The following is a 16551-nucleotide window of genomic DNA, read 5'->3' as shown; positions in this document are numbered from 1 at the left end:
AGTATGAAAGGTCTGACTGGAAAAACCGTAATTGTTACCGGTGGCGGCGGCGGTATCGGCCGCGCGGTCTGTCTGCGCTTCGCCGAGGAAGGCAGCCAAGTGGCGGTACTGGATCGCGACGCCAGCGCCGCCCAAACCACCGTCGACCTGATCGTCGAAGCCGGCGGCAAGGCCAGGGCCTATGCAGCCGACATCACCGACTACGAAGCCATCGTCAACACCGTTGCGGCCATCGAGAAGGATCTGGGCGTGCCCACCGTGCTGGTCAACAACGCCGGCTACGACCGCTTCATGCCCTTCCTCAAGACCGAGCCGGCGATGTGGGAGCAGTTGATCGCCGTCAACCTGACCGGCGCGCTGAACATGCATCACGTCGTCCTGCCGAAGATGCTCGAAGCCGGCGGCGGCAAGGTCATCAACGTCGCCTCCGATGCAGCCCGCGTCGGCTCCTCGGGCGAAGCGGTGTACGCCGCCTGCAAGGCCGGCCTGGTCGGCCTCTCCAAGACCCTGGCGCGCGAGCTGGCGACCAAGAACATCAACTTCAATGTGGTCTGCCCCGGCCCGACCAACACCGCCCTGCTCAAAAGCGTGGCCGACACCTCCAACAACCCGGAAAAACTCCTGGAAGCCTTCAGGAACGCCGTGCCGATGCGCCGCATCGGCCAACCGGAAGACTATCCGGGGATCATCGCCCTGCTCGCCAGCGACGATGCCAATTTCATTACCGGTCAGGTCATCAGCGTGTCCGGTGGCCTGACCATGGCCGGTTGATAAGGAATAAGGAGGAACCATCCATGAATTACGAAGACATTCTGTACACCGAAGTCGATGGCGTAGCCACCATCACCATCAACCGTCCGGACCGCTACAACGCCTTCCGCGGCCAGACCTGCATGGAACTGATCGACGCCTTCAACCGCGCCGGTTGGAACAAAGCCATCGGCGTCATCGTCCTCACCGGCGCCGGCGACAAGGCGTTCTGCACCGGTGGTGACCAGGGCGCCCACGCCGGCCAGTACGACGGCCGCGGCCTGATCGGCCTGCCGGTGGAGGAACTGCAGGGCCTGATCCGCGAAGTGCCCAAGCCGGTGATCGCCAGAGTCAACGGTTTCGCCATCGGCGGCGGCCACGTGCTGCACGTGGTCTGCGACCTGAGCATCGCCTCCGACAAGGCTATCTTCGGCCAGGTCGGCCCGAAAGTCGGCTCGGTCGACCCGGGCTTCGGTACCGCCTACCTGGCCCGCGTCGTCGGCGAGAAACGCGCCCGCGAGATCTGGTACCTGTGCCGCAAGTACAGCGCCCAGCAGGCGCTGGACTGGGGGCTGGTCAACGCCGTGGTGCCGCACGACGAGCTGGATGCCGAAGTACAGAAATGGTGCGACGAGATTCTCGAGAAGAGCCCGACCGCCCTGTCGATCGCCAAGCGCTCGTTCAACGCCGACAGCGAAAACATCGCCGGCATCGGCGGCCTCGGCATGCAGGCCCTGAGCCTGTACTACGACACCGAGGAAGCCAAGGAAGGCACTGCCGCGTTCAAGGAAAAGCGCAAGCCGGACTTTCGCAAGTTCTACAAGTAATTCCCTGGCGCCGGCAGCCCTCGCGCTGCCGGCTCAGGCCCCAGACCAGGCTCGGAGAGAATCATGAATTTCGGATTCAACGAACAACAAAACGCCATCCGTGAAAGCGTTGCCCGCTTCAGCATCGACGTGCTCGCCCCCGGTTATCGCAAGCGCGACCGGGAAGGCAATATCGAGCGTGCCGTCATTCGGCAGATGGGTGAAATGGGCCTGCTCGGCGGTGAGCTGCCGGAAGCGTATGGCGGCAGCGGTCTGGACTGCATTACCGCCGGCATCATCATCGAAGAGATTTCCAGGGGCGATTTCAACGTCGGCTATATCCCGCTGCTGACTTCGCTCAACGGCCAGATCATTGCCCAGCACGCCGCACCGGAACTGGCCAGGGAGTGGCTGAACGAAATCACCGCCGGTCGCAAGATTGTCTGTATCGCACTGACCGAGCCCAGCGGCGGCTCCGACGCCGCCAGCTTGCGCCTGAAAGCCGAGCGCAAGGGGGATGTCTATGTCCTGAATGGCGAGAAAACCTCGATCTCCATGGCTGACCAGGCCGACGTCGCCGTGGTCTTCGCCCGTACCGGCACCCAGGAATCGCGTGCCAACGGCATCAGTGCCTTCCTCGTCCCGATGAACACCAAAGGCGTCAGTACCACCCGTTTCGAAGATGCCGGCCAGCGCGCCATCGGCCGTGGCTCGATATTCTTCGACAACGTCGAAGTGCCGGTCAGCCATCGCCTAGGTGACGAAGGCAAGGGCTTCAAGCAGGTCATGCAAGGCTTCGACTACAGCCGTGCGCTGATCGGCCTGCAGTGCCTGGCACTGGCTCAGCAGTCGCTGGACGAAACCTGGCGGTGGCTGACCGAACGTCAGGCTTTCGGCCAACCGCTGTCCGCCTTCCAGGGCCTGACCCATCCGCTGGCCGAGTACCAGACCTACGTCCAGGCGGCCCGCCTGCAGTGCTACTACGCACTGTGGCTGAAAGACAACGGCCTGCCGCACAACCCCGAAGCCGCCATGAACAAATGGTGGGGGCCGAAGCTGGCTTACGACACGATCAATCAGTGCCTGCTGGCGCATGGTCACACCGGCTATGGTGAGGATCTGCCGTTTGCCCAGCGTCTGCGTGACGTGCTCGGCTTACAAATTGGTGACGGCACGGCGCAGATCATGAAAAATATCATTGCTCGAGAGTCCGTCGCCAAGTGACCACCCCCTTCCGGCCTGTCTGGGAGTACCAGTGGCTACCGAGCATCGATGCCAGTGAACACTGTGGACACACGATGACCGATAACCACTCGAAAGCTATTCCCAACAGGCTGTTCTTCCGCCTCTTCCAGACCGGCAACGTGCTGCAGCGTCAGGTCCAGAAAGAGATGGGGGTCAGCACGGTGCAATGGGCGGTACTGGGAGCTCTGTCCCGCCCAGGCTACGAAAACGGCATCTCGTTCAATGAACTGACCGAGTACCTGATCGTCAGCCGGCAAAACCTGGATGGCGTGCTCAAGCGTCTCGAGCGCGACAATCACGTGGTGCGCATCGCCCACCCCCAGGACGGCAGGGCGCGCCTGGTGCTGCTGACCGCGCAGGGCCTCGCGTTCTGGGAAAGCCTGCAGCCCAAGATCGACGAGTTCTACCGGCAGGCGCTGGCGAGCTTCGGCTTCGACGACGAGGTGAGCCTGCTGCACTACCTGAACAAATTGAATGCCGACCTCGCGAAAGTCGAGATCGATCCGCAACAGGTCGCGCTCGAGTCCGATGACGCCTGAACATCCGGCGTCTCCGTCTCCGGTGCGGCACCGGGGGCCGGACTTCACACACCTCTGGTCTTCCCCTGTGATCGGCTGAATCCTTTCTCAAGGCTGCAAAACAACGCCCGAGCCGCTTGTACAACCTTGGCTGCGAGAGCGGATTCTTGCCTGCCACCCTGCAATCTCCCCTCCTCCCTGGCACTCCCTGCGGGTGCTGACCAGGGCATCTTGCTTTCGGTATTTAGGTAAATACATTGACACTTAAGCGGGTGAAACCTAGCCTGAAAGACGTGGCAAGGCATACCTAAATACCATTCAATGGACTGATAGATAGCCATCAATCCGCTGATGCCTCGATAAACCAACAATAAAAACAAAAGTAAATATCATGCATAAATACCCGTTTCAGCATATCAACGGACTGAAGCTGCTGACGCTGTGCGGCTGCCTGCTTCCGCTTGCCGTCCAGGCCGGTCTCGTCGAGGACAGCCACCTGAGTCTGGAGATGCGCAATTTCTACATGAACCGCGACTACCGGGATGCCGGCCTTGTCGATACGCCACGAATCAAGGGGCAAAGCAAAGCCAAGGCGGAGGACTGGGGACAGGGTTTCATGCTGCGCTTCGAGTCCGGCTTCAGCGACGGGCCGGTCGGCTTCGGCCTCGATGCGCTCGGCCTGCTCGGCATCAAACTGGATTCCGGGGGCGGCACCAGCGGGACCGGTGCCTTGCCGCGCAATCCGCGAACCGGCGAGACAGCGGACGAGTTCAGTTTTCTCGGCCTGACCGGCAAGGCACGGATCGCCCAGACCCAACTCACGGTCGGTACTCATTCCCCGCTGATGCCCGTACTGATCCGCAACGACACCCGCCTGTTGCCGCAGACCTTCGAGGGTGCGCAACTGCTCTCCAAGGACATCGAGGGCCTGACCCTGACTGCCGGCCAGTTCCGCAGTACCCGCCTGCGCGACTCGACCAACTACGAGGACATGAAGATGTTCGCCGATGGTGCCACGGGCGGCGTGGAGAGCGACCGCTTCAACTTCGGCGGCATCACCTATGCCGTTTCGCCGAAGCTGACCGGCACTTACTTCTACGCCCAGCTCGAGGACAACTACCGCCAGCACTACCTCGGCCTGCTGCACACCCTGCCTCTGACCGAAAGCCTGAAACTGAGATCCGAGCTGCGCTATTTCGACAGCGACGACGACGGCCGAACCACGGTCGATAACCGCAATCTGGGGGCCATGTTCACCCTGAGCTACGGGGGACATGCCCTCGGCGCGAGCTACCAGCGACAGACGGGAGATACCGGCCAGCCCTTCATCGCCGGCGGGGCCGATCCCTTCGTCTTCAACACTCAGACCTATCACCACTTCCTGCGCGCCGACGAGGACTCCTGGCAGACCCGCTACGACTACGACTTCGCAGCCCTCGGCATTCCCGGCCTGACCCTGATGGCGCGCTATGTGCGCGGCGACGACTTCGAGATTCGCCGGCAGGACGCCCACGAATGGGAGCGCGATGTCGATATCACCTATGTGATCCAGAGCGGCCCGCTCAAAAATCTGGTCCTGCGCTGGCGCAACGTCGCCTATAGGGGTAGCCGCACCACCGACATCGACGAGAACCGCCTGATCGTCAATTACGTCCTGAGGTTCTGGTGAGCCGCCAAAACCGGACGCAACCCCACCATTTGCCTCGAAGGAGAACCGGCATGCATGTCGATGAAGCCATCCAGTCGCGCCGCTCGGTGCGCCGCTTTCTGCCCACCCCCGTCCCTCTGGAGGTGATCCGGCATATCCTGCAGATAGCCTCGCGCGCGCCCAGCGGCAACAATATCCAGCCTTGGCGCGTCCATGTGGTCACCGGCGAAGTGCGGCAAGCGCTGTGCCGAGACATTCTGCAGGCTGCCAGCGAAGCCGCCGAACAGCACCAGGCCGAGTACGCCTACTACCCCACGCAGTGGGTCGAACCCTATCTGGGGCGCCGGCGCCAGAACGGCTTCGCCCTCTACGAAGTCCTCGGCATCGGTCGCGACGACCGGCAACAGCGGGAGCAACAGATGCTGCGCAACTACAGCTTCTTCGATGCCCCGGTCGGCCTGCTGGTGACTCTCGACCGATGCCTGAACACCGGCAGCTACATGGACGTCGGCATGTTCATCGAGAACATCCTCGTCGCCGCCCGCGCTCATGGGCTGCACACCTGTGCCCAGGCTGCCTTCGCCACGTTCCACGCGATCGTGCGCGAGCATCTGCCCCTGAACGAGGACGACATCCTGGTCTGCGGTATCGCCCTGGGGCATGAAGATACCCAGGCCCCGGAAAACCGCCTGCTGACCGAGCGGCAGCCGGTCGAGGCATTTGCCAGCTTCCATGGCTTCAGCGAAACGCCGTAAACGGAAAGGGTGTGCTGACGCCTTCCCCGGCCGAGCTGTCAGGCTTCCTCCGGCCGCTCCGCCGCGGTGCCTGACGTCTGGGTGTCGGGCTCCCCGGCCGGCACCTCCTCCGGTGCCATGGAGGCGGCTGCCTGGCGCAGCAACTGCACCTCCGTGGTCGCCGCGGCCAGGCCTATGTGCAGCGCTTGCGTTTCCTGCCGCTGGGTCGCGAGGGCCGCCTTCAGCTCGGTCGTTTCCGACTGCAGCAGGCCGAGGCGCTCCAGCAGCGCCTCCCGGGCGGCCTGGGACTGGGCCAGCTCGGTGCGTAGCGTCGCCAGTTCGCCCGCCTGCCGTTCCAGTCGGTCGCGTTGCTCGCCCAGCTCCTTCGCCCGGTAACCGTTCTCGCTGGCCAGGCGCTCGTTGGCGCGGTTCAGCTGCGTCACCTCGTCCTGTTTGAGGATCAGCGTCTGCTGCAGCTGGCGAAGCTCCATCTGCAGTTGCTGCAGCTGGGCTTCATGACGACGCTGCTCCTGCTCGCGCTGCTCTTTGCTGGCCTGGCGATAGTGCTCCAGCGCGTCGCGACTGTGCCGGTGCTTCTCCTCCAGCGAGCGGATCTGCTCATCGCGCTCCGTCAGCCGCGTCGCCTGATCCTGATTGGCCTGGAGCAGGCGGGCCTGCTCAACCTCCAGTTGCTGCAGCCGTTCGCGGGCTTGCCGATGGCTATCGCTCTCCCCTTGCAGCTGCTCGGTCAGCGCTGCGACCCCCGCCTCCAGCTGCCGCCCCCTCTCTTCCGCCAGCCGCAGTTGCTCATCCAGCCGGGCGCGCTCCTCGGCGAAGCGCTCGCGCATCCGCTCGACCTGTTCATCGGCCTCGCCCTGCAACCGCCCGGCCAGGGCAGCGACCAGGCGGCCCAGTTCCTCGCTCAGGCTGGCAGCGTTCTCCGCCTGCCCGGCCTCGCTCTCCTCCAGCTCCTTCAGATAGCGGTGGATGGTGGTCTTCGAGCCGGTATTGCCCAGCTCGATACGTACCGCGTCGATGCTGGGGTGTTCGCCGCGTGCCAGCAGCACCTGCCGTGCCCGCATGACCAGTGCCTTGTTGATGCCGCCCCGTGCCATATAGGGTCTTGCTCCTTCGAATATTTAGTACTGTTTTACGTACCATGTAATTACATACTAACTTATAGTATGTTTTCCGATAAATATTTCATATCTTGAGACTGGATAATTAAAGGTTATCCGCTGACAGGCCCCGAGGCAGCTGCGAAAATGGCGCTTTTCGTACGGGAGATGGGCAATGAGCGATATCGAGCGCTACCTGCAGGCCGGTACGCGGGAGAACACCCGGCGCAGCTACCAGGCGGCCATCGAGCATTTCGAGGTGAACTGGGGAGGCTTTCTACCGGCGACCAGCGACAGCGTGGCGCGTTACCTGGTTGCCCACGCTGACAAGCTGTCGCTCAACACGCTGAAGCTGCGCCTCGCCGCCCTGGCCCAGTGGCATCTCAGCCAAGGCTTCCCGGACCCGACCAAGGCGCCGGTGGTCCGCCAGGTGCTCAAGGGCATCCGCGCCCTGCATCCGGCACGGGAAAAGCAGGCCGCACCGCTGCCGTTGCAGCATCTGGAGCAGGCCATCGGCTGGCTCGACGGCGAGGCCGGCAATGCCAGCGTCCGCGGCGACACACCCGCTCTGTTGCGCTGCCGGCGGGATGCCGCACTGCTGCTGATCGGCTTCTGGCGGGGCTTTCGCAGCGACGAACTGTGCCGCCTGGATGTCGAGCGGATTCAGGCGGTGGCCGGTGTGGGCATGGAGATCTACCTGCCACGCAGCAAGGGCGACCGTGATTTCCTCGGCACTACCTGCCGTGCTCCTGCGCTGAAACGGCTGTGTCCGGTGCAGGCCTATCTGGAGTGGATCGAGCTGGCCGGTCTGGTGAAGGGACCGGTGTTCCGCCGACTGGACCGCTGGGGCAACCTCGGCGAGGAGGGGCTCAACCCCAACAGTCTGATCGCCCTGCTCCGGCAGATCCTGCGCCGCGCCGGAGTGCCGGGCGAGTCGTACAGCAGCCACTCGCTGCGCCGTGGCTTCGCCACCTGGGCGGCAGCCAACGGCTGGGACCTCAAGAGCCTGATGGGTTACGTCGGCTGGAAGGACGTGAAATCGGCTATGCGCTATATCGACCCGACCCTTTCCTTCGGTGGTCTGGCCGTCAGACCTGCCCTGGAGAACGATGTCAGAGCCCTGCCGAAGCTTCCAGAATCGCTTTGATTTATTTGCCCTGATTGCAGGTTTTTTTGCTGAGTTGTGGGGTGGTTCTGGTGAAATTTTTCCCTTTTCCTTAATTTCCGATTTCAGTAAATAGCATTTGAAGCTGTACCCACAAGCACGCAACCTGCGTGCATTGCTGGATCGGCTATGGTTTCAGGCAGACGACCGTATTGCTGGAGAACTGGAATGAGCGGCGCCGAGCAACGGTTGTGCCTCTATACCGACACGGAACTGGAACCGGTACTGCAGCGCATGGCGCAGCAGGCAGCCCAGCTCTTTCTGCCGGGACGCCCGCTGCATGTGGTGGGTCTATTGCGGCGCGGCGAGCCGCTCGCCCGGATGCTCGCCGAACGGCTGCGACCGCTGCTCGACCTGACCGAACTGCCGGTCATTCCCCTACGGGTCAAGCGCTACGCAGACGACCTGAGCCTGCTGCACCGCGACACCCTGCTGGAGGAAAACCCAGCCATATCCGGCCTGGAACTGGCCGGCACGCCGCTGCTGCTGGTCGACGACGTGCTCTATGGCGGGCACTCGCTACTGCGCAGCTGCGCCTACCTGAGCCGCCTGGGGGCCGACGAGATCCGCACGGCAGTGCTGGTCGACCGCTGCGTGAGCAGCCAGCCGGTGCATGCAGATGTCTGCGGGGTGCGTCTGCAGATCGCGCCGGGGGATATCATCGATTGCCGCGTGCCGCCCTACGAGGCGGAGTTCCGCATCGAACTCTGCCGCCGGTGAGGAATCGCCGGCCGGCTCAGCCCGCCAGATGCTCGAGGAACCACTTGCCGGCCAGCCGCTCCACCTCCTCCAGGGTTCCCGGCTCCTCGAACAGGTGAGTGGCATCCGACACCACCGCCAGTTCGTGCTGGCACTGCAGCCGCTCGGCAGCCCGGCGATTCAGCATGAGGACTTCGCTGTCCAGTTCGCCGACGATGAACAGCGAGGGAGCGCGCACCTTGTCCAGCACGTCTGCCGCCAGATCGACGCGGCCGCCGCGGGAGACCACCGCGGCGATATCGGCCGGACGCGCCGCTGCAGCGATCAGCGCGGCGGCAGCACCGGTGCTGGCACCGAACAGGCCGAGCCGCAGGTCGCGCAGTTCGACGTTGCCACGCAACTGGTCTACCACTCCGCTCAGCCGTTCGCTGAGCAGCGGGATGTCGAAACGAAACTGGCGGGTACGCTCGTCAACGGGCTGTTCCTCCTCGGTGAGCAGGTCAAACAGCAAGGTGGCCATCCCCAGGCCGTTGAAGAAACGCGAGACGCTACGGTTGCGCGGGCTGTGCCGGCTGCTGCCACTACCATGTACGAACACCACAAGCCCCTGCGCGTCCTCCGGAGCGGTCAGTTCGCCATGCAACCTGGCCTTGCCGAGGGGGAAACGCATCGGATGCGGTACAACAGAACTCTTCATGCTCACCTTTCTCCATTTTTTCTTTTTTCTGACCATGCCCGCTGCAGCAGCTCCTGCACTTCAGCGTCGGAAACCTGGTTGAAATCGCGGTACCAGTAGCCGATCGCACAGAGCTCCTGCGGCGTGTGCAGGCAGATTACCCGATCTGCCAGCCGGCGTAGCTGACCGACTGTTTCCGGCGCACCGACGGGCACGGCGACGATCGTGCTCTCCGCCCCCAGCCTCTTCGCCGCCTCGATGGCTGCGCGCATGGTGGCGCCGGTCGCCAGGCCGTCGTCGATCAGGATCACCGGCCGCCCCTGCAGCGACGGCAGCGGCCGCTCCCCGCGATAGACGCGCTCGCGACGCTCGAGCTCCAGGGTTTCCCGCTCGGCGACAAGATCGATGGTCGCCTGCGGCACATGAGCGTAATGAACGACGTCCTCGTTCAGCACCCGCACCCCGCCGCTGGCGATGGCGCCCATCGCCAGCTCAGGATTGCCCGGCAGGCCGAGCTTGCGTACTACCAGGATGTCCAGCTCCAGCCCCAGGCAGCTGGCCACCTCGTAGGCTACCGGCACTCCGCCACGCGGCAGGGCCAGCACCAGGGCATCCCTCCAGGAGCCTTCCGATGCCAGCTGTTCGGCCAAGCCCCGACCGGCCCGGGCACGATCGGGAAAGGGAATGTTCGGCTTCATTTGCATGGCTCCGCTGCACTTCTATGCTTTGAGTCTGGCCCAATAAATCCGCGTCAGGGACGGACAGCCGGAAATCGCGACGGATAGCCGAACTCCCCATGCAGCGAGGTGCCGTCATGGACAAGCAACGTCAGAGTCAGCGCGACCAACTGTTCAAGCCAGAGATTCACGACCCCTATCTCCGGCACTGGCATGCTCACGGCGATGCGTTCTGCCCGGAATGCGGGGTTTCCTACCAGGCCGGCCGCTGGTCCTGGCAAGAGCTGGACGACACCGAACATGCCGAGCGGACCGCCTGCCCCGCCTGCCGGCGCATCGCCGACAAGGCTCCGGCCGGCAACCTGACCTTGGCCGGCCACTTCGTCAAAGAGCACAGTGACGAGATCTGTAACCTGCTGCGCAACACCGAGGCACTGGAGAAGCAGGAACATCCCCTCGAGCGACTGATGACCATCGGCGACGACCCCGAGGGCCTGGTGGTGACAACCACCGGCATGCACCTGGCGAACCGCCTGGGACATGCGCTGGAAGCGGCCTACAAGGGACATGCCGACTACAAGTACAGCGACGACCAGACGCTGGTGAGAATCCGCTGGGAACGCAACTGAAGGACCGGCGCCGGTTCAGCAGGGCCGGCGCACCTCCTCATCCTCGGCGAGCAGGTCGAGGTAGCGGTCGTAGCGATAGACCGGCCCCTCCTGACAGGCCGAGCTGCGTCCGACATAGCAATGCCCGCAGCGCCCCATGCCGCACTCCAGACGCCGCTCCATGGACAGCCAGATACCCGTCACCGGCACGTTGTGGGCCAGGCAGAGCTCGGCGACATTCCGCATCATCGGCTCAGGGCCGCAGCAGAGCACGGCCTCCGGGGCCAGACTGGCGAACAACGCCGGCAACGGTTCGAGCGGCGTGCAACCGGGGCGTCCGTCCTCCGCCCGCTCGAGCGTTTCGACGAGTTCCAGACTACCCCGCCACTGCTCGCGCTCCCGGGGCAAAACCTGATGGACGCGGCTGCGCGCTCCGTAGACGAGCGTCAGGGCATCCTGCCGACCGCCCCGAAGTAGCGCTTCGATCAGCCCGGCCATGGCCGCCAGACCGCTGCCACCGGCGACCGCCAAGACTCGCCGGGCGCTCCACAGCTCTGGCCAGCCGGTCCCAAAGGAGCCACGATAGCCCAGCCTGGCACCCGGCTTCAGCTCGAACAGGGCCGAACTCACCGCGCCCTCCGCGCGGATCAACGCAGAGAAACGCCCCTGCCAGTCCGGCGGGCTGAGGTAGGTGAAGGGCACCTCGCCCACGCCCGGCACCGTCAGCATGAAGAACTGGCCGGGCATGACGGCCTGATCGCCGGGCCGTGGCGACTCGAGGGCGAAGCTGAAATGCCGGGCTATCTCACCCTCGTCATGGAACTCGAGCAACTGCATGCGCCGCGGAACCAGGCTGACCATGATTATCCAATCCTCTGCATGAACCGATGCCTGCCGCCGCCGGCGGGCACGGAAACGACCAGGCGGGCGATCGCCACGAGTGCTGGCGCAAGTGGCACCCGAGCAGGCGAGCACGGCCGTCCGCCAGCAGGCATGCCAAGAATATCCTTTCCCTAGAGAGCACTGTCCGGCATTTCGTCGCCTGCCCGGGGTAGGAAATAGAATTCGCCCGGGCATGTGCTTGACTGTGGAGCGTGTGGAACGTTTGTACTTTTTTCATCATCCACGCGGAGGAAACAATCATGGCTCAAGCAGATCGGAATGTTCCCGTCAGCAAGGAACAGCAGTCCCGCCAGCCCAGTGCCGCTTCCGGCGATCCTTGGCGCCCGCTGAGCAACCTGCGCCGGCAGATCGACCACCTGCTGGAGGACTTCGACCGCATGTCGCCGTTCTGGCCGATGGGCCGCAGCGGCTTCGAGATGGAGCCCTTTGCCCGAGGCGCCGCAGAAATGGCCGGCATGCCTGCGGTAGACATCGTCGAACAGGACAAGGCCATTCTCATCACCGCCGAACTGCCCGGCATGGACGAGCACAACATCGAACTCAAGCTCTCCAACGGCAACCTGATGCTCAAAGGCGAGAAGAAGAGCGAGCACGAGGAAAAGAGCAAGGGCTACTACATCTCCGAACGCAGCTACGGCTCCTTCCAGCGCAGTTTCGCCCTGCCCGAGACGGTCGATGCCGACAAGATCGAGGCTCGCTTCGACAGGGGCGTGCTAACCATCACCCTGCCCAAGAAGCCCGAAGCGCAGAAGCCGGAGAAGGTCATCGACATCAAGCCGACGACTCATTGATCGACCGGACCCCGGGCCGCGATCCAGCCCGCATGAAGTGGATGCGGCCGCCAAGGCCGCTCCCACTCATTCATCTCCTCCCCCAAACGCCCAGTGCATCACCCGCCTCACTCTGGCAACCCGGGTTCCCGGGACTTGGGCTCAGGCAGTTCGGTCATGGTCGCCTCGGTCAGCAGCAGGACGCTGGCGACCGACACCGCGTTCTCCAGGGCGACCCGCACCACCTTGGTCGGATCGATGATCCCGGCCTCGTACATGTCGACATAACGGTTCTGCGCCGCGTCGAACCCGACGCTGCCCTGTTCGGCGAGCAGCCGCGCCACCACCACGCCGTCATCCACCGCAGAGTTCTCGGCGATGATCCGCGCCGGCATTTCCAGGGCGCGGCGCAGGATCTGCAGCCCGGTGCGCTCGTCGCCCTCGAGCTTCGCCTCCTCGGCCTGCAGGGCCGGCACCGTGCGCAGCAGCGCCAGCCCTCCGCCTGGCACGATGCCTTCAGCGATGGCCGCCTTGGTCGCGGCAATGGCATCGTCCAGGGCATCCTTGCGGGCCTTCATCTCCGCCTCGGTCGGCGCCCCGGCGCGGATCACCGCCACGCCGCCGGCCAGCTTGGCCAGCCGCTCCTGCAGCTTCTCGCGATCGTAGTCGCTGCCGGTCTTGTCGAGCTGCGCACGGATCTGCTTCATCCGCGCCTCGAGTGCAGCCGAATCGCCGGCGCCGCCGATCAGGGTGGTGCTTTCCTTGTCGACCACCACGCGCTGGATACGGCCGAGCTGGGCCAGGGTGGTGTCCGCCAGGCTGCGGCCCAAGTCGCGGCTGATCACCTCGCCGCCGCTCAGCACGGCGATGTCCTCCAGCATCTCCTTGCGCCGGTCGCCGAACCCCGGCGCCTTGACCGCGACCGCGTGCAGCACCCCGCGGATATGATTGAGGATCAGGGTCGCGAGGGCCTCGCCCTCGATGTCCTCGGCGATGAACAGCATCGGCCGGCCGGCCTTGGCGACCTCTTCCAGCAGCGGGATGAGGTCCTGCAGCAGGCTGACCTTCTGTTCGCAGAGCAGGACGAAGGCATCCTCCAGCACCACTTGCATCTTCTCGGGGTCGGTGACGAAGTACGGCGACACGTAGCCGCGCTCGAACTGCATACCCTCGACCACCTCGAGGATGGTTTCGGTGGTCTTGGACTCCTCCACCGTGATCACGCCCTCGCCACCGACCTTCTCCATGGCCTCGGCCACCAGTTCGCCGATCTGCTCGTCGTTGTGCGCGGAGATGCTGGCGACCTGTGCCTTTTCCCTGCGCGCCACCACCGGCCGCGACTGCGCCTTCAGGGAGGCGACGGCCACCTGCAGGCCACGGTCGAGGCCGCGCTTGAGGTCGATGCCGCTGGCGCCGGCAACCACGTTGCGCACGCCGTCGGCAAAGATCGCCTGGGCCAGCACTGTGGCGGTGCTGGTGCCGTCGCCGACCGCCTCGCCGGTGCGCTCGGCGGCTTGGCGGAGCATGGCCGCACCGAGGTTCTCCTCGGCGTCCTCTAGGTCAACCTGCTTGGCGATGGTCACGCCGTCGTTGCAGACCGCCGGCGAGCCCCACTGGCGCTGGATCAGCACCGACTTGGATTTCGGTCCCAGGGTCACGCGCACCGCATCGGCCAACTGGGTCGCCCCCTGTAGAACCTTCTCGCGCGCGGCGTTGCGAAACAGGATGCGGGTCTTGGCCATCTCTCATCTCCTGTGGTGTTCGGGGTCGCAGACGCCCTCCGGATGAACCACCAGCACGCTGCAGGGCAGACGATAGAGCAGCGCCTCGCTGGTACTGCCGAGAATCTCGTGCTCGAACGACTTGCGCAGGCTGCTGCCCAGCACCACCACGTCGATCTCGCTGCGGACGGCGTAATCGGTAAGGGTCGGGACCGGCGGGCCGAGCAGGAAATGGCGCTGCTTCGGCGGTACGCCATGGCGGTTGGCGAGGATCGTGAATACCTCCTCGGCCCCCGTCCTCATCCGCTTCTGCAGCCCCTCCAACCAGGGCAGGCGAATCAGGCTGCTGCCGAAATGCTCGGCCGTGGCGTTACAGGCATGCAGCAGATGAAGTTCGGCGCGGCACAGCATGGCGAGCCCCTCTGCCGCACGAACGATCCGATCGTTGAACTCGCTGGCCCCGTCGGCATGCACGAAGGGGTCGACCGCCGCCGCCACCTTGAGCGGCACCGGGTTGTGCGCATCGGTCACCAGGTGGAGCGGCACCGGGCAGCGGCGTAGCAGTTGCCAGTCCAGCGGCGTGACGAAGGCCCGCATGACCGCTGACTCCGGTCGCACGTCCTTGATCAACATACCGGCCGGCATCTGCCGCACATGATCGATGATTTCCTCTGCCGGATGCTTGGTCCAGACCACCTCGGTGGTCACTTCCAGCCCCTGGCTGCGCAGGATCGAGGCTTCCTCCTCCAGCCACTCGCGATGGCCGGCCAGATAGCTGTCCACGGCCTGCTTCATCCCATCCGGGTTGATCCGGCCGACCGCCGCCAGGGTTTCCACATGGGTGAACAAAGCCATGTGCAGAGGCGTGCCGCTGACCCTGGCCAGGGCGACGGCACGCTCGAACGCCGGGGTTCGGCACATGTCTGGCGTGACGACCAGAAACAGGCGTTGAAACTGGCTCATGGAAAATCCCTCCGGGGGAGCAGGCCACGGTTTCATATTAGTAGGCCTGCCGCGAAATGCCGGAGGGCGCCAGAACCCGCGCTACACCGGTAGATAGCTCCGTTGTACGGCCTGGAGAAGCTGCCCGAGCGCCGCCTCCAGCTCCCCGCTGTTGTCGATGACGATGGCATCCGCCGGAAGCTCCGCCGACAGCAGGCGGGCCCGCTCGACCCGCGCAGCGATCTCCTCCTGGGTCTCCCGGCCGCGGGCGTTCAGCCGCTGCTGCAGCAACCCCGGATCGACCTGCAGCAGCAGCGGCACCAGGCGCTCGCCATAGCGCGCCCGGGCCTGCTCCAGATGGGCGCGCGAGCCGTTGACCAGCACGTCCAGCCCGAGCTCCAGCCAGCGGTCGATCTCCAGGCCGATACCGTAGCGGTAACCGTTGGCGCTCCAGTGCAGGGCAAAGGCGCCGAGTTGCAGCCGCTGGAGGAACTCGGCCTCGCTCAGCCACAGGTGGTTCTCCCCCTGCAGCTCGGGCGGACGAGTGATATAGCGCGAGGCGATCAGGCAGGAGCGCTCGCAGAGCCGTTCGCGACAGCGGAGCAGCAGGGAATCCTTTCCGGCACCCGATGGCCCCATCAGGTAGAACAGCCGGCTGTGCATATTCAACTCTCCCCTTCGCCGCAATGGCGAATCATCAATGTGCCAAGATGTTCCGGAAAGGCCACACGGACAATAGTGCCACTCCGCAACCCATTGAAAACTTTTCCAGGCTTAACATGCATTTGCTTTACAGGTTGTCCCTTGTATAGATAGCGATTGCCATTGCCGAAGCCATTGGCTAGCATCCTGCCCGCACGTGATCTGGTTCATGATTTCAGCCGTCCGGCTGTCATGGACAGGAGCACTCGCATCACAGGGGCATGGTGAACCCCACGCAAGGAGGCGACCACATGATTTATCGCACCTCATTCGCGAAGCCGGCGGCCGTCCGGGGTAGCCTGCTTTCGGTGCTGCTGTTACTGGGCAACGGCCAGGTTCGGGCAGAAGAAATTGCCGGCCAGGTGATCGATATCCTCGATGGTGACACCCTCAGCCTGCTCACGTCCGACAATTGGCAGATCCACGTCCGCCTGGCCGACATCGACGCTCCGGAACCCAGCCAGCCCTACAGCGACAAAGCCAGGAAAATGCTCTCCGCCCTGGCACTCGGCAAGCGCGCCACCCTGAAGGTACAGGCCCGTGACCTGGCCGGACGCAGCGTCGCCAGGATGCTCATCGACGGGCTGGACATCAATCGCGAGATGGTCCGACATGGCGCGGCCTGGGTTGACCATGACCAGGACCCTCCGCCAGCCCACCTGCTGCCCGTCGAGGCCGAGGCCAAGCGGGAGCGCCGAGGACTCTGGGCCATGCCCAAGAAGGACATAGTGCCGCCCTGGGTCTGGAGCAAGACCAAGCGCCAGCCTGTACAGACGGTGGTTTCGAGCTGCGCCGGGCACACCAAGGCCCCGAACTGCCTCATTCGCCGACTGAGCTGGGGACCACGGGACGAGGCGCAGTACTGAGCC

Annotated in this window: 18 protein-coding genes; 11 read left to right on the top strand and 7 right to left on the bottom strand. The window is 64.5% G+C overall.

Features of this window, described 5'->3' with window-relative positions:
- The first annotated feature begins 3 nt into the window (after positions 1 to 3).
- The 6 genes from BMY22_RS07505 to BMY22_RS07480 all read left to right on the top strand — a co-directional run bounded on the left by BMY22_RS07505 (position 4) and on the right by BMY22_RS07480 (position 5722).
- The gene (locus BMY22_RS07505; RefSeq protein WP_090620846.1) at positions 4 to 771 is read left to right on the top strand and encodes an SDR family NAD(P)-dependent oxidoreductase; all 768 of its coding nucleotides are present in this window, start codon (positions 4 to 6) and stop codon (positions 769 to 771) included.
- Positions 772 to 794: 23 nt separating this feature from the next.
- Entirely contained in the window at positions 795 to 1577 is a 783-nt protein-coding gene (gene badI, locus BMY22_RS07500; RefSeq protein ID WP_090620845.1) for a 2-ketocyclohexanecarboxyl-CoA hydrolase, read from the top strand.
- A gap of 63 nt (positions 1578 to 1640) precedes the next feature.
- Complete coding sequence (aliB, locus tag BMY22_RS07495; RefSeq protein WP_090620843.1) at positions 1641 to 2780, top strand: cyclohexanecarboxyl-CoA dehydrogenase; 1140 nt, start codon at positions 1641 to 1643, stop codon at positions 2778 to 2780.
- 74 nt (positions 2781 to 2854) lie between these two features.
- Positions 2855 to 3340 carry a MarR family winged helix-turn-helix transcriptional regulator gene (locus BMY22_RS07490; protein ID WP_090620842.1) on the top strand — a complete coding sequence of 162 codons (486 nt, stop codon included), beginning with the start codon at positions 2855 to 2857 and terminating at the stop codon, positions 3338 to 3340.
- Positions 3341 to 3710: 370 nt separating this feature from the next.
- Positions 3711 to 4988: an OprD family porin gene (locus BMY22_RS07485; protein ID WP_090620840.1), complete on the top strand. Its 1278-nt coding sequence runs from the start codon at positions 3711 to 3713 to the stop codon at positions 4986 to 4988.
- A gap of 50 nt (positions 4989 to 5038) precedes the next feature.
- A complete protein-coding gene (locus BMY22_RS07480; protein WP_090620838.1) occupies positions 5039 to 5722 on the top strand; it encodes a nitroreductase in 684 nt (227 codons plus the stop codon).
- Between the two features lie 38 nt (positions 5723 to 5760).
- Here the strand turns inward: BMY22_RS07480 and BMY22_RS07475 are convergent, their stop codons facing one another.
- The gene (locus BMY22_RS07475; RefSeq protein WP_090620836.1) at positions 5761 to 6816 is read right to left on the bottom strand and encodes a DNA-binding protein; all 1056 of its coding nucleotides are present in this window, start codon (positions 6814 to 6816) and stop codon (positions 5761 to 5763) included.
- 178 nt (positions 6817 to 6994) lie between these two features.
- On the opposite strand from BMY22_RS07475, the gene BMY22_RS07470 reads away from it, so the two are divergent.
- Entirely contained in the window at positions 6995 to 7966 is a 972-nt protein-coding gene (locus BMY22_RS07470; RefSeq protein WP_090620834.1) for a site-specific integrase, read from the top strand.
- 186 nt (positions 7967 to 8152) lie between these two features.
- Positions 8153 to 8704 carry a phosphoribosyltransferase gene (locus BMY22_RS07465; RefSeq protein WP_090620832.1) on the top strand — a complete coding sequence of 184 codons (552 nt, stop codon included), beginning with the start codon at positions 8153 to 8155 and terminating at the stop codon, positions 8702 to 8704.
- 16 nt (positions 8705 to 8720) lie between these two features.
- On the opposite strand, the gene BMY22_RS07460 is transcribed toward BMY22_RS07465, so the two are convergent.
- Together BMY22_RS07460 and BMY22_RS07455 are read right to left on the bottom strand one after the other, a co-directional pair.
- On the bottom strand, positions 8721 to 9353 hold the full coding sequence (locus BMY22_RS07460; RefSeq protein WP_090620903.1) for a dienelactone hydrolase family protein: 633 nt from the start codon (positions 9351 to 9353) through the stop codon (positions 8721 to 8723).
- A gap of 29 nt (positions 9354 to 9382) precedes the next feature.
- Complete coding sequence (locus tag BMY22_RS07455; protein ID WP_090620830.1) at positions 9383 to 10057, bottom strand: phosphoribosyltransferase; 675 nt, start codon at positions 10055 to 10057, stop codon at positions 9383 to 9385.
- 116 nt (positions 10058 to 10173) lie between these two features.
- Here BMY22_RS07455 and BMY22_RS07450 point away from each other — a divergent pair, with 116 nt between their 5' ends.
- Complete coding sequence (locus BMY22_RS07450) at positions 10174 to 10665, top strand: BCAM0308 family protein (protein ID WP_090620829.1); 492 nt, start codon at positions 10174 to 10176, stop codon at positions 10663 to 10665.
- A 15-nt stretch (positions 10666 to 10680) separates the two neighbouring features.
- Here the strand turns inward: BMY22_RS07450 and BMY22_RS07445 are convergent, their stop codons facing one another.
- Positions 10681 to 11505 carry an FAD/NAD(P)-binding protein gene (locus tag BMY22_RS07445; RefSeq protein ID WP_090620827.1) on the bottom strand — a complete coding sequence of 275 codons (825 nt, stop codon included), beginning with the start codon at positions 11503 to 11505 and terminating at the stop codon, positions 10681 to 10683.
- Between the two features lie 281 nt (positions 11506 to 11786).
- Here BMY22_RS07445 and BMY22_RS07440 point away from each other — a divergent pair, with 281 nt between their 5' ends.
- Complete coding sequence (locus BMY22_RS07440) at positions 11787 to 12338, top strand: Hsp20/alpha crystallin family protein (RefSeq protein WP_090620826.1); 552 nt, start codon at positions 11787 to 11789, stop codon at positions 12336 to 12338.
- A gap of 107 nt (positions 12339 to 12445) precedes the next feature.
- On the opposite strand, the gene groL is transcribed toward BMY22_RS07440, so the two are convergent.
- The 3 genes from groL to phnN form a co-directional block, all read right to left on the bottom strand.
- Positions 12446 to 14059, bottom strand: coding sequence for a chaperonin GroEL (gene groL / locus BMY22_RS07435; protein WP_090620824.1), 1614 nt, complete (start codon positions 14057 to 14059; stop codon positions 12446 to 12448).
- A 3-nt stretch (positions 14060 to 14062) separates the two neighbouring features.
- A complete protein-coding gene (locus BMY22_RS07430; protein ID WP_090620823.1) occupies positions 14063 to 15001 on the bottom strand; it encodes a universal stress protein in 939 nt (312 codons plus the stop codon).
- An 81-nt stretch (positions 15002 to 15082) separates the two neighbouring features.
- Positions 15083 to 15643 (bottom strand): ribose 1,5-bisphosphokinase, encoded by a 561-nt coding sequence (phnN, locus tag BMY22_RS07425; protein WP_090620821.1) that lies wholly within the window; start codon positions 15641 to 15643, stop codon positions 15083 to 15085.
- Positions 15644 to 15933: 290 nt separating this feature from the next.
- On the opposite strand from phnN, the gene BMY22_RS07420 reads away from it, so the two are divergent.
- Positions 15934 to 16548: a thermonuclease family protein gene (locus tag BMY22_RS07420; protein WP_244158820.1), complete on the top strand. Its 615-nt coding sequence runs from the start codon at positions 15934 to 15936 to the stop codon at positions 16546 to 16548.
- Positions 16549 to 16551: the final 3 nt, after the last annotated feature.

Origin of the sequence: Azotobacter beijerinckii (assembly GCF_900110885.1) — a bacterium.
GTDB lineage: Bacteria > Pseudomonadota > Gammaproteobacteria > Pseudomonadales > Pseudomonadaceae > Azotobacter > Azotobacter beijerinckii.
Note: the sequence above shows the minus strand (reverse complement) of the source record. Positions and strands in the feature narration are given on the sequence as shown.

Bases quoted from the DNA above. Each gene is read 5' to 3' on its own strand.
- BMY22_RS07505 (WP_090620846.1), top strand. From the start codon at position 4: ATGAAAGGTCTGACTGGAAAAACCGTAATTGTTACCGGTGGCGGCGGC.
- badI (WP_090620845.1), top strand. From the start codon at position 795: ATGAATTACGAAGACATTCTGTACACCGAAGTCGATGGCGTAGCCACC.
- aliB (WP_090620843.1), top strand. From the start codon at position 1,641: ATGAATTTCGGATTCAACGAACAACAAAACGCCATCCGTGAAAGCGTT.
- BMY22_RS07490 (WP_090620842.1), top strand. From the start codon at position 2,855: ATGACCGATAACCACTCGAAAGCTATTCCCAACAGGCTGTTCTTCCGC.
- BMY22_RS07485 (WP_090620840.1), top strand. From the start codon at position 3,711: ATGCATAAATACCCGTTTCAGCATATCAACGGACTGAAGCTGCTGACG.
- BMY22_RS07480 (WP_090620838.1), top strand. From the start codon at position 5,039: ATGCATGTCGATGAAGCCATCCAGTCGCGCCGCTCGGTGCGCCGCTTT.
- BMY22_RS07475 (WP_090620836.1), bottom strand. From the start codon at position 6,816: ATGGCACGGGGCGGCATCAACAAGGCACTGGTCATGCGGGCACGGCAG.
- BMY22_RS07470 (WP_090620834.1), top strand. From the start codon at position 6,995: ATGAGCGATATCGAGCGCTACCTGCAGGCCGGTACGCGGGAGAACACC.
- BMY22_RS07465 (WP_090620832.1), top strand. From the start codon at position 8,153: ATGAGCGGCGCCGAGCAACGGTTGTGCCTCTATACCGACACGGAACTG.
- BMY22_RS07460 (WP_090620903.1), bottom strand. From the start codon at position 9,353: ATGCGTTTCCCCCTCGGCAAGGCCAGGTTGCATGGCGAACTGACCGCT.
- BMY22_RS07455 (WP_090620830.1), bottom strand. From the start codon at position 10,057: ATGAAGCCGAACATTCCCTTTCCCGATCGTGCCCGGGCCGGTCGGGGC.
- BMY22_RS07450 (WP_090620829.1), top strand. From the start codon at position 10,174: ATGGACAAGCAACGTCAGAGTCAGCGCGACCAACTGTTCAAGCCAGAG.
- BMY22_RS07445 (WP_090620827.1), bottom strand. From the start codon at position 11,505: ATGGTCAGCCTGGTTCCGCGGCGCATGCAGTTGCTCGAGTTCCATGAC.
- BMY22_RS07440 (WP_090620826.1), top strand. From the start codon at position 11,787: ATGGCTCAAGCAGATCGGAATGTTCCCGTCAGCAAGGAACAGCAGTCC.
- groL (WP_090620824.1), bottom strand. From the start codon at position 14,059: ATGGCCAAGACCCGCATCCTGTTTCGCAACGCCGCGCGCGAGAAGGTT.
- BMY22_RS07430 (WP_090620823.1), bottom strand. From the start codon at position 15,001: ATGAGCCAGTTTCAACGCCTGTTTCTGGTCGTCACGCCAGACATGTGC.
- phnN (WP_090620821.1), bottom strand. From the start codon at position 15,643: ATGCACAGCCGGCTGTTCTACCTGATGGGGCCATCGGGTGCCGGAAAG.
- BMY22_RS07420 (WP_244158820.1), top strand. From the start codon at position 15,934: ATGATTTATCGCACCTCATTCGCGAAGCCGGCGGCCGTCCGGGGTAGC.